At 36.1% G+C, this 13,015-nt stretch carries 8 protein-coding genes; all 8 read right to left on the minus strand.

Annotated elements, in window-relative coordinates:
• Positions 1 to 41: 41 nt before the first annotated feature.
• The 8 genes from FLA105534_RS00880 to FLA105534_RS00915 all read right to left on the minus strand — a co-directional run bounded on the left by FLA105534_RS00880 (position 42) and on the right by FLA105534_RS00915 (position 13,006).
• Positions 42 to 911, minus strand: a complete 870-nt coding sequence (locus tag FLA105534_RS00880) for a DUF4249 domain-containing protein (protein ID WP_246253135.1) — start codon at positions 909 to 911, stop codon at positions 42 to 44.
• A gap of 5 nt (positions 912 to 916) precedes the next feature.
• Positions 917 to 3,529: a TonB-dependent receptor gene (locus tag FLA105534_RS00885; RefSeq protein ID WP_173964163.1), complete on the minus strand. Its 2,613-nt coding sequence runs from the start codon at positions 3,527 to 3,529 to the stop codon at positions 917 to 919.
• A 388-nt stretch (positions 3,530 to 3,917) separates the two neighbouring features.
• Positions 3,918 to 4,760 carry a FecR family protein gene (locus FLA105534_RS00890; RefSeq protein WP_173964164.1) on the minus strand — a complete coding sequence of 281 codons (843 nt, stop codon included), beginning with the start codon at positions 4,758 to 4,760 and terminating at the stop codon, positions 3,918 to 3,920.
• A gap of 12 nt (positions 4,761 to 4,772) precedes the next feature.
• Positions 4,773 to 4,982: a hypothetical protein gene (locus tag FLA105534_RS00895; protein WP_173964165.1), complete on the minus strand. Its 210-nt coding sequence runs from the start codon at positions 4,980 to 4,982 to the stop codon at positions 4,773 to 4,775.
• Between the two features lie 46 nt (positions 4,983 to 5,028).
• Positions 5,029 to 5,550 carry an RNA polymerase sigma factor gene (locus FLA105534_RS00900; protein WP_173964166.1) on the minus strand — a complete coding sequence of 174 codons (522 nt, stop codon included), beginning with the start codon at positions 5,548 to 5,550 and terminating at the stop codon, positions 5,029 to 5,031.
• A gap of 388 nt (positions 5,551 to 5,938) precedes the next feature.
• Positions 5,939 to 7,768, minus strand: coding sequence for an alkaline phosphatase (locus FLA105534_RS00905; protein WP_173964167.1), 1,830 nt, complete (start codon positions 7,766 to 7,768; stop codon positions 5,939 to 5,941).
• A gap of 296 nt (positions 7,769 to 8,064) precedes the next feature.
• Entirely contained in the window at positions 8,065 to 9,600 is a 1,536-nt protein-coding gene (locus tag FLA105534_RS00910) for a RagB/SusD family nutrient uptake outer membrane protein (RefSeq protein ID WP_173964168.1), read from the minus strand.
• Positions 9,601 to 9,616: 16 nt separating this feature from the next.
• A complete protein-coding gene (locus FLA105534_RS00915) occupies positions 9,617 to 13,006 on the minus strand; it encodes a SusC/RagA family TonB-linked outer membrane protein (protein WP_173964169.1) in 3,390 nt (1,129 codons plus the stop codon).
• Positions 13,007 to 13,015 lie beyond the last annotated feature (9 nt).

A 13,015-nucleotide genomic window follows, 5' to 3' on the forward strand; every position in this document is an offset into this window, starting at 1 on the left:
ATATGCCAGATGCCGTTACAAATCAACCTTCAATTAAAATCTTACTTGCTCGGATAGACAATGTTATCGTTCTCTTTTACAACATAGGTAAAGGTATCTGCTTCGCAAAGCCTGAAATAACCAAAAGCAAAATTATTGGCATTCGTAGTATTTATAATATTGCCTCGGATATTTCCAGGGGGAATAGAAAAAGGACTACCTCCATATATCTCTAAAAGCAAGCTCATATAATTATAAAAATTCTTAGAAACACCACGATTTATAACCGCAACACTTTTCCCCGGTTTCAATTTGGTGTCAGAAAATCGTGGATTTATTTCATTTCCATTAAACAATTCATCGTCCAATAAAGTGTAGGTCGGAAAAATAAGAACATCAGTTTTATAATCTGTCAGATAAAAATTTACCTGATCAATCGGATCTTTAAAGAAAAACCCTATTTCATACAGGTCATCTCCTCCTACATCCGGAACAAGTTTCTGCTCTATTCTGTCAATTGGAGTTACTGAAATCAACTTTTCTGTTGCTGTGAAACTCTGTCCTTCTGCCTCAACAGAAAGTGCATAATCCATGTTGATAACAGGCACGAAATTAGTACATACATAAAAACCTGGTTCTTTTTCATTAAAAATGAAAATATCGCCCTTACTATTCGTGATTTTTACTTTCGCTCCCGAAACTTTTGGCGTGGTATTGTTGTAATAAGGAGCCGTTTTGCTGACCTTTATGACTTGTTCGCTTCCCGTTGTTCCTTTTTTCCAGATAATTTCGGCATCTACCACAATTCTTGTTTCACCGGTTTCTAAATCAAGTTTTACCACGTCTTCACAAGATGAGAAAAACAGCACCAAAACCAGACTTAAAATAGCCATTACTTTCTTTTTAAAAGTTTTTATATCTATCCTTTGCATATTCATTAAAATTTAAAATTATAAGAAACACCTGGTACTATTCCAAAAATAGAAAGTCTTCTGGTTTCATTCGCTCCTGTATCATCATTTGTTCTAAAGGTCATTGAAGCCGCATTTTGTCGATTATAAATATTATAAAGACTAAATACCCAATAGCTCTGCCATCCTTTCTTTTTATCCGGCTTTGGCGTATACGTGGCTGCCACATCCAGGTGATGGAAAAGTGGAAGCCTGTTTTCATTCCTTAATGAAAAGTTTGGAATGTTAATACCTCCAAATTCATAATACCCATTGGCATACGTTACCGGCTGGCCCGACTGTAAGCTAAAGTTGGCATTAAAAGACCATTTTTTATTGTATTCATAATTCCCCACAATACTTAAATTGTGCAGTTTGTCATATCCTGATAAATACCATCCGCCATTTGCGATTCCAGATTCTTCGGTCGTCCTGCCAGGTGTTTTTTGTTCAGCTCTCGACAAAGTATAAGAAACCCATCCGGTCAATCTTCCTGTATTTTTTCTCAACATTAACTCCATACCGTATGATCTGGCTCTACCATTCAAAATCACCTGTTCTATATTGTCATTTGCCAGGATATTTGCTCCGTCAATATAGTCAATACGATTTTGAATTTTCTTGTAGAATAACTCTCCTTCAAAAGAATATTCCTTATCCTTAAAATTCTTAAAATAACCAACGGCATATTGATCTAACAACTGAGGTTTTGTAAAAGGTCCGCTTGGTGTCCAGATCGTAGTTGGCAATGGAAACTGGGTATTGGATAACATGTGAATGTATTGCGCCATTCGATTATAACTTGCCTTTACTGATGTATTTTCATCAAAGGCGTATGATAATGCGACACGTGGTTCGAAATTATCAAACTTACTTATGGTCGCTCCACTTTTATAAGATATACTTCCTGTTGGAGTTCCATTTTCATAAATTTTATACAATGGATTAAAAACTACTGCCTTTCCATCCTCATAAGTACTTATTTCCTCCCCTCCTAAACGGTAAAACATACTATAACGAAGACCGTAACGAAGGTTCAGTTTTTCAGTTAGCTGATGTTCGAAGTCCAGATAAACAGCAGATTCAAAAGCATACTTTTTAGCCAACTGCTTGTAATTAAACTGTGAACCCGCAGTAGTAGGCTTCGCTGTTCCTGGGTTAAAATCATAATACTGGCCGTCTATTCCGTAGTTAAGTTTTAATTTTTCTGATAAAGTCTGACTCCAGCCATATTTAAAACCATAAGTCTGAATGTTATTATTCCATTTAAAACCTTCTCTTTCTAATCCCAGATTAAATTTATAATCACTGAAGTAAACAGACAAATTGGTATTTAAATTCTCCGAAAACTTGTGTTTCCAGCTTAAGATCCCCATCGTATTTCCGTAGGTACTGTCAAAAAGATTGTTCAAATCAAAAACATCGTTTCCGAAATATCCCGAAAAAGACAGCGTATTGTTGGCTCCAAAACGATAATTAAACTTAGCATTCAAATCATAAAACATAGCGGAGTTCTTGTTATCAGTCAGTTTCATAAATACGTGAGCATACGAAGCACGTCCTGCAATGATGAAAGATCCTTTTTCTTTCTGAATAGGTCCCTGTACCAATAAACGGCTCGAGATTAAACCAATCCCTCCATTTACTTTGTACTCTTCATAGTCTCCGGTTTGCTGTGAAATATCTAAAACAGAAGAAACACGTCCCCCATATTTAGAAGGGATTCCTCCCTTGTATAAATCTAACCCATTTACAATATCGGCATTAAAAATAGAGAAAAACCCAAACATGTGTGAATCAGCGTAAACCGGACCTCCATCTATCAAAATCAAGTTCTGATCGGCCGCTCCTCCACGCACATTAAAACCAGATGAAAGTTCTCCGGCGTTGGTTACTCCCGGTAATGTCAATATCGATTTTAAAGGATCTGCTTCCCCCATAGCAACCGGAATTCTTTTAATCTCGGCCATCGAAAGTTTGTTCACACTCATCTGAGTATTTTTAACATCAACCGCTTTATTGGAGGTGATGACTACCTGCTCGAGTTCGTGACTATCGGCGTCCATGTAAAAATTGATTCTTGAATCGTCAGCAACTTCAATTTGTTTCTCTTTGTTTTTTAGGCCGAGATATGTAATTAATACGGTATAATTTCCTTTATCTACTTCTATCGCAAATTTTCCATCTGCATCGGTTGTAGCGCCAGTAGAAAGCTCTTTGATAAATATATTCGCACCAATAACCGGTTCTTTGTTTTCATCAAAGACCTGACCGGTCAGCTTATTTTTTTTTTTAGGTGCTTTGGTTACTTTTTGCTTTACAAAAATATTATTACCTACGATGGAGAACTGAACCGATGCGCTCTTATTGAGTTCATTGACAAGTTCTTTTACGCTGATATTTTTGTAAGTCCTGGTTTGAGTAAAATACTTTTGACCGGTATTAATCTGATCCGTGTGGGCAAACTTGAAATCAGTTTGGCTTTCAATTTGCTTAAAGAATTCTTTTAATGTTACTGATTTATCAACAGTTACGGTTACATTTTGAGAAAACACCGCCCAACTGAATAAAAAAAAGCATGCTGAAATTATATGCTTCATGAATTTTTGTATTTTTGAAAATTATTAAATGAGATAGTTTCGTACTATCTTGACCATGAGGAGGATGTTTAGTTTCGCGGCTAGTGCATCCTTTTTCTTTTCTATTGAAAAGTAATTACTTTTAATTCTTCATTTATTTCAAAGTTTAGGTTATACATTTCGGATATTAATTGGATAAGTTTTTTAAAATCTTCTTTTTTATTAATTCGCATTGTAATACGATGGTCATAGTACTCCTGCGGAAATTTTAACGTATAACAAAAACAGGCTGAAATTATATGTTTCATAAAATTTTGTATTTTTGAGTATTATTAAACAGGATAGTTTCCTATTATCCTGACCATGAGAAGGATGTTTAGTTTCGCGGCTAGTGCATCCTTTTTCTTTTCTATTGAAAAGTAACTTCTTTTAATTTTTCATTTATTTCAAAATTTAGGTTATACATTTCGGATATGAGTTGGATAATTATCTTTAAATCTTCTTTCTTATTAATTCTCAATGTAATGCGCTGCTCATAATACTCCTTTGGAAAGGTCATCGTGTAGCCGTAATTGGTTTTAATGTAGGTAGTTAAAACCGTTAGCTTTTCATTTTCAAAATCGGTAAATCTTTCAAACTCTGTTACCTCAACCGTATTGTTGGCATAGGTAAACTTTTCACCCGGAACCAGTATCCATTTTTTGTCCTGATCTTTCACACTCATTTCAACGCTTCCTTCAAAAAGCTCCACCGTTACCTCTTTCTGTGTATATCCTTTTACTAAAAAAGAAGTTCCTAAAACAGTGGTTGTAGTTTCATTGCAAAAAACCTGAAAAGGGTGTTTTTTATCTTTCTTTACATGAAAGTACGCCTCTCCTTTAATTTCAATTTTACGATTGGTTGTAAAATTATTAGCATACTCAATTCTAGAATTAGGACTTAACTCTACCTTCGAACTGTCAGGTAAAAAAACTGTTTTTACAATTGAAGTGGTATTTTCAATTACGTTCGAAGCCAATTTAACTTCTGATTGGTCCTGATTTCTATTAAAGAACAACCCTGAACCAATAAACCCGAAAAGTAAAACAGCTGCCGCTGTGGCATAATGCCATACTTTAAATTTCGATTGCTTCGAAGCGAAGGTTTTAGATTGAAACGCTTCCCACGAAGCTTCTTTCTCCTCGTTGGAATGCGAAATAGGAATATCATCCCAGATCTTTTTTAATTCTTCTTCTACTTTTTTATCATTCATATCTTTGGAGCGTTAAAGTTTCTGACAATAAAATCCCTGCTTATTAAAAACACCGTAAACCATTTCTTTAATCTCCCTGTTGGTTTCGATTCTCAGAATATGATTTGTATCTTCTACATCAAAATTCATGATACAATCAGAAATAACAAATTGAAGAAGCGTTACAACAAATCTTGCATCTTCTTTAGTTGTAACGTCCGTTTTATAAGTTTCAATATTCATTTTATGTTCCCATTTTTATAGATAACAAATGAGAACAAAAAAGTTCCTAATGGTTTTCGACTTTTTTTCGAATAAATTTACTGGCAAGATAAATATGATTGGCTATAGTCTTTTCAGAAAGATCCGTTAAGGCTGCAATCTCCTTATAGCTAAGGTTTTCCAGTTTATGTAAGGTATAAATTTTTTGTTGCTGTTCCGGAAGCAGATTTATAAAACTATTTAGCTTTTCCTGTCTTTCCTCAAAAATTTCAGTATCATTATCCTCCTCCTCGATTACCACATGCAACGGATCGAGCTGTACTATTTTATTTTCTCTGTTGAGATGATTAAGGATGATGTTCTTGCAGATGACAAATATTTGTTTGTCTAATAAAACATCTTCGTGAAGCAATTCTCTTTTATTATACAATCGTAAGAATGTTTCCTGAACAAAATCTTGTGGGGTAAGTACTGTAAAGTTAAAGCGTTTGGCTATGTTTATCAGTTTATCATAGTAATTGAGATAAGCTTCTTTGAAAGTGGCTTCATTACCTTTTTTTAAACTTAATATAAACTTCCTGTTGTCCATAACGCAAATATGATAATTAGTCTAAACTCGATGTCTAAAATAATATTGTGCTCGAAAGCGAATCACCTAAGACTTCCTTAGTCTTTTTCTTAACCAATCTTAAGCTACAAAGAACAGAAATTTTCTTGTAAAAGTTTTTAACAGAAAATGAAATTAATCCTAAAAAATTCACAATTTTACATAGCTATATTTAATCCTATTTTTCTTGTTTAATTTACTTATAAACTTTAGAACCCCACTAAAATAAAGCCATTTGCCGCTTTTTCAAAAACAGTTTTTTCTAAAAACATCTCATTTATTTAAAAGTATTTAAGACACTTATTACAAAACAAAAGCAGTAACAAAAAAATCGTTACTGCTTATTTTAAAGAATAAAATTAAATGATGTCTACTGCTTCGCAAAAAGCGCTTCGAGTATTTTGGTATAAATTTCTGTGTTTTGATACACTCCCATGAAATTCGAAGCACCGGGTCCGTAAGCAAAAACCGGAACTGGTACTGCTGTATGGTCGTTGGTACTGAAACTTCCCTGTACATATCCTTTTGCAATACTGCCATCAATTAAGGAGAGTCCTCCGGTTTCGTGATCTGCCGTTACAATTAAAAGCGTTTCCTGATTCTGATCTACAAATTCCATGGCCTGACCAACCAGTTTATCAAAATCAAGCATTTCACGAACCACATACTCAAGATCATTTTTATGCCCGCCGTAGTCAATTTGTGCTCCTTCGGCCATTATGAAAAATGGATTCTTTGTTTTTGAAAAAACAGCTGTCGTCTTTGATAAAGACTTACTTAAAAAATCACCTCTACCCTCTTTCATCGAAACTACTGCAGCATCTTCTAAAACTACAAATCGGTTATTTTTAATAGTGTCCAGAGTTTTAAACTGATCCGAAAAAGTATATCCTTTCTTCTCCAATACCTTAGACAGATCCTTACCGTCTTTTCTGTTTTTAAATTCTTTTGCTCCTCCTCCAATCAGAATATCGGAAGGGTTTGTGATAAAATCTGCTGCAATTGGTTCGCTAAAACTTCTTTCAGGCTGGTGTGCATAATAAGCGGCCGGAGTAGCATCTGTAATATTTCCGGCAGAAATAATGGCTGTTTTGTACTTTTTCTTCGCCAATTGCTGTGTGATTAATTCCAGCGCTTTTCCGTTTTCGTCTACACTAATAAAGCGGTTGTTAGTTTTATGCCCGGTTGCCATTGCCGTAGCACCCGCGGCCGAATCGGTAATATAACTGTCTGACGATTTAGTGATCGACAACCCCTGAGTTGGTATATTAAAAAGACTCAACTGCCCTTTATTGGCTGTATATCCCGCATAAATCTGAGTAAGTCCCATTCCGTCACCAATCAGCAAAATTATATTTTTAGGTCTTTTGTTTTTAGAAAACAAAGCGGCATTCCTTGGTACATAGGCCTCATGGAATTCAGTATTCTGATAAAAAGTAGTTTTTATTTTCTGAATGAATTCGGTCAGTGCCGGCACATTATCAGTTCCAATATAATCGACTTTTAGATTCTTTAAAGTCATCCAGGTGTTTACATTATCCTGTGTCGACCAAAACCGGATCTTTTTATTCTGATCGTGAACTTTTTTAATGATAGCTTGTATTTTTTCTAAATCGGCCTGCGTCATCACGCCTTTACCGTTCCAAACAGTGTGTTCTTTTAAATCATCGCTAATCATTTCTACACGTGACAATTGTTCTGTGGTATAATTTTCATTCAGCCTTCCGTCAAAATAGATAAAGTCCGGATACTCTTTCCAACTTGGCGGTGAAGGTCTGCTTCCTGAAATGACTATTTTTAGATTTTTATTCGAAATCAGCTCCGGATACGTTTTTAACTGCTGAACAATCGCTTTAAGTGTTGCCGTTGCTTCTGACTTGATGTCGATCATCAAAATTAAAGGTTTGCTGTCAGGGTATGCTTTGCCGTCTAAGGTTTTTAGCTTTTTCGACAAAGGGTCTAAATAAAGACTTTGCAGTGTGTTGTAGGTCTTGATTTCTTCTGAAGTATGTGCGACAAACAGCTCGCTATTTACCAGAAAAACATCGGCTTCGATAACACCTGCTTCATTGGAGTAGGCTTCATAAAATGGTAATTTACCTGCGTAATCATTGTGCGAATGAATATTGACAGAACTGTATTCCTGAGCTTGTGCAAACAGAAAAAAATGAAGGCACAAAAGGATTATTGTTTTTTTCATGGAAATATACTTTATATAAAAATTACCCCATTGGGTTTAATTTATTTCAACACATAGTTACATAGATTCTGTATTCCTAAAAAAGACATTTCACTCCATTTTAATACACATATCTTACTATGTGAAAGAAATATATTTGTTTTTTGTTCTCTTTTTTCAACTAAAATCAATGTATCTATGTGTTATTTATAAAAAAAATTAAACCTAGCGGATTAAAAATCATTTGTTTTTTTACTACTGCAAGCTTCACAACTAAGCTTGCAGCGTAAAAAAAACAAACAAAATGAAACTACTAACTACCAACCCTTATTCTGGAAAAGGGCTCCTTTGCTCACTGCAATCTCATCCGGTGGTATTGGCCACACATGGTGAATAGCAGGGTTAAAATTACGGGCGGGATAAATCACCGTTCCGTTATAATGGTGTAAAGGTTTTGCATAGGTTGCCTGAGCGTCGCCCCAGCGTACTAAATCAAAATGACGGTCTGTCCATTCTCCGGCCAATTCACAACGTCTTTCTCTTTTCAGATCGGTTAAGGTTGCTCCTCCGATACTTGGTAAACCAGCACGATTTCTAATCATGTTTATTTCAGTATCAGCGCTCAGTCCTTTCATTAATTTTACTTCTGCCAGCATTAAGATTACATCAGCATAACGCAAAAGGGGAACATTTAAAGCAGTTGAAGGCTTATCTCCGTTTGCATTTACATAACGAATGTCAATTCCACCCGAAGTTGTTTTTGGGTAACCAAACGGCTCCATGTATTTTTTAAACTGATAACCGGTTCTGTTACTTGAACTTACTATATATTTTCCTTCATTAAAAGTCACTAATTCACCAAAATACATAAACTTATCTCCTTTTTGTAAAATGGTCGCACTACGTCTTTTATCTGCCGGATCATAGGTATCAAATAACTCCTTGGTAGGATAAAAATTTCCCCAGCCATTGTAAACACCCCAGCCTTTATCTTCAAGGCATACTCCCGGAAAAATAGAGCCCAGACTTGTATTTTCGGCACTGGAAGTTACGGACCAGATGTATTCTGATGACCAGTTGTTTTTAATTTTAAAAACATCTTCAAAATTATCCAGTAACTTGTGTTTTCCGCTGTTCACAATCAAATTCGCATACTTAATAGCATTGTCCCAGTCTTTTGCATACAAGTAGGTACGCACTAAATAAGCCCATGCGGCTGTTTTATGGGCACGTCCGTAATTGTCTGTAGTCAACTCATTAAAATAAGGCAGTAAATCGGCTGCTTTCACCAAATCTGCGGCGATGTAAGCATAGTTTTCGGCTACGTTTTTAGCACGTGGTACATATACATTGGTTGGATTGTCTCTGTCCTGAATCGGAATTCCGGCACGTTCGTCTCCGTAGTGATAGGCTAATTCCAGGTGCATTACGGCATGATTAAAATAAGCCTCTCCCAACATCATGTTTTTTGTTTTATCGTCTAAAGAAATCTTCGGAATGTTACGAATCACATCGTTGCAACGTTTCATTACTTCATAATGCAGTCTCCAAATGTCTTTGGTATCCGACTCTGCTCCGTCTACAATAAAGTTCTTGATTCGTTCTGCATTTTGCCTTGGCTTGGTCCCAATGTCATCACTTGCATTGTTGAGCCAGAAAAATCCACGACCGTACATATTGTCATCAGAATAAAGGGCATAGATTGCATTTACTCCTGCTTTTGCATCGGCAGGTGTTTTCCAGAAATTACCACTTGAAGGTGCTCCCTGAGGCACTAAATCAAGTTCATTTTCACAAGCCGAGCTGCCTATTAAAAGCATAAAACTCAATACTAAAAGACTTAATTTTTTCATTTTATTTGTATATTTTTTAAAAAGTTGCGTTTACACCCGTCATATAAATACGGGAAAGTGGATATTTCCCTAAGTCCATACCAAAATTCTTAAGTCCTACTTCCGGATCCATTCCGGAATACTTGGTAATGGTAAATAGGTTTTGCGCAGAGATAAAAAATCTAAGTTTTGCTTTTCCATTCAACCATTGTTCTTTTGCGGTATATCCTATCGACAGATTTCTTAATCTCACGAAAGAAGCGTCTTCGATATAAAAATCAGAGATTCGTCCAAAATTATTATTGTTGTCTGTTGACGAAAGAACCGGAATATTGGTATTGGTGTTTGTTGGTGACCAGGCATTTTTAGAATCAGCCAGTAAATTGTAGCCCGGGAAAGAGGCATTCAGACCTGTATGTTTTACAGCATTAAAAACACTGTTTCCGGCTGTTCCGCTTAAAAAGATGTTCATATCAAATCCTTTGTATCTGAAATTGGTATTCAGGCTGAAAGTAGTTTTCGGAAAAGGATTTCCAAGCACTACTCTATCGTTGTTATTGATTACTCCATCACCGTTTATATCTTTAAATTTAATATCTCCGGCAACCGCATTTGGCTGATATACGACTCCTTTATCGTTTACATACGCTTTTACTTCGGCATTACTCTGAAATAATCCGTCTGTCGAATATCCGTAAAAAGCTCCTACAGGACTTCCAACCTGATAAATATTAGCCAAAGGCAAACTACGTACTCTACTTAAATTCAGCGGTTCAAGGGATGTTAAATCATCTTTGATCGAAGCAATTTTATTACTTAAGAAAGCTGCATTTGCCGTTATATCAAATTTAAATTCACCACGTGTTTTTTGATACGTCAAGCTTGCTTCGATTCCTTTATTCTCAACATTTCCGGAGTTTACGATTCTTCCTAACGGAGTTCCCGAAACACCCGGTAACTGATCGCGAACCAGCATATCCTTATTGGTTTTGATGTAAGCATCCACAGAACCTGACAGCGCGTTATTAAACATCGTAAAATCCAATCCAACGTTGGTCTGTTCGGAGCTTTCCCATCTTAAGTTCGGATTCGACAATTCGCTCTCTGAATAACCGTAACTGATTACCGGACTGCTTCCGATTAAAGCTTGTGTTTGTTTTAAAGGCACACTAAACTGATATGGACCAAGGTTTCCTAAGTTTCCAATTTGTCCCCAGCTAGCACGTAATTTTAAGTTGCTGACAATTGGATTTATATTTTTCATAAATCCTTCTTCTGAGATTAACCATCCGGCAGAAACAGAAGGATATACTTTCCAACGGTTCTCAGAAATCAATTTTGAAGTACCGTCGCGGCGTACAATTCCCGAAATTAAATACTTTTGATTAAAGTCATAATTCAGCCTTCCTACATAAGAAGAAATGATCTCCTCAGACATCCCTGCATCCAATTGCTGTACTAATTTGGCATTCAACAAATAACGCTGTGAGGCATCTTCACTGTCAAAACCAGTTCCCTGTACGGTATAAAAATCTCTTTTAGTTTGTTGATAAGTGTATCCAGCCAATGCTTTAAAATTGTGTTTTCCTAATGATTTTTCGTAAGAAAGCGTCTGCTCACTCAACAAATCTGTTGTAGTAGAAGCCGTTTGTGTCAATCGGTTAAAATCAAATATTTTACCCGGCTCTGTTATTTTAACGGCAAAATCAGTTGCATTGTTCTGAATTCTGGTATAACCCCAATTTGATTTGAATTTTAAGCCTGATACCATTTCCCACTCCGCATAAGGATTAATTAAAACAGTAGAAATCGGATTGCGGTTGTCCAGTCTTTTTAAATAGGCTACCGGATTGATGACGTCTCCATATGAACCGATATATTTTTCGGGAACCCCTCCAAAATTTCCGGAACCGTCTTCTCTGTAAATTGTAGCATTGGGTGGATAAAAAATTGCTGCTAAAATAGCACCTGTATACCCACTTGAGGTGTTGGCCGCCTGACCGTCTGTTAAGGAATACGACAGGTTTTCGCCCACTGTAAAATTTGGTGCCAGTTTGAAAGAAGAATTAGCTCTTGCTGTATAACGGGTTCCGAAAGTATTGAGTAATATCCCTTCGTTTTTGCGATAACTTCCAGAGATAAAGAAATTAGATTTTTCGGTCTTACCATTGATTGAAATGGACAAATCCTGAATTTCGCCTGTACGGAAGATTTCATCCATCCAGTTCGTTTTAGTAGTTCTGGCCGTTGGTTCAAATGCCGTATCAAAAGCCGGAATTCTTGGCATACCAGCATTATCTCTGGCGGCATTCATGGCATCTGCATATTCGGCAGCATTTAAAACGTCTAGCTTTTTTGCTACACTTTGAAAACCTCCCTGGTAATTTACATTGATGTTAATTCGCTCTGAAACTCCTTTTTTAGAAGTAATTAAAATTACTCCACCAGAAGCTCTTGCTCCGTAGATTGCAGCAGAGGCAGCATCTTTTAAAACACTGATCGAAGCAATATCGTTCGGATTTAAGGTATTTAAAGAACCACTGTAAATAATTCCGTCTAAAACAATCAAAGGTGTTTCGGCATTCAAAGATCCAATACCACGAATATTGATTGTTGGCTCGGCAGTTGGGTCACCACCATTATTAATTACGGTAACACCAGCCACTGTACCCTGCAATAATTCTGCTGCACTATTGTAAGTTCTGCTCGAAGTTTCTTTCATCGAAACAGTACCCACAGCTCCCAAAACTTCATTCTTTTTTACACTTCCATATCCCATTACTACAACTTCCTGCAGTTGTTTCATATCGGCTAATAATTTTATTTTTATATTTTTATCCGATTGTGTTACTTTTACTTCTTGCGTAACGTAACCAACATAGGAAAAAACAAGGACTGCCGCAGATGAATTGATTTCCATCTTAAAAGTTCCATCAAAATCTGTCGTTGCAGTTGCATCTGAATCTTTATCTTTAATTCCTACACCCGGCAGCGGCATTCCATCATCTCCTCCAAAAACAGTTCCCGAAATACTTATTTTACCCTGAGCAGCATCTGATATTTTCAGATTTTTCTTGATGACAATATTATTGCTTACAATTTCGTATCTCAATAATAAATTGCTGCATATTTTATCCAGCGCCTGTTCTAAGGGTACATTGTTGAGTTTTAAACTAATCTTTTGATTGGTATTCACCTGATTGGTTTCGTACATGAAATGCACATCAATTTGTTTTTCAATCTTCTGAAAAACATTTCTTATGCTTTCATTTTCTACTTTTAATGTTACTCTCTTGCCAATATCGTAGCTGCCGGCTTTTACGCTTAATCCGATAAAAAATAGAGCTATAAAAAGCAGCGCTCTCGTTAGTACCGATTTTTTAATGCTCTCGCGGTTTGGAACATACCGCATTTGCTTTCTAGTCATGTTTGTGAT

Origin of the sequence: Flavobacterium collinsii (genome assembly GCF_902804485.1) — a bacterium.
Lineage (GTDB): Bacteria > Bacteroidota > Bacteroidia > Flavobacteriales > Flavobacteriaceae > Flavobacterium > Flavobacterium collinsii.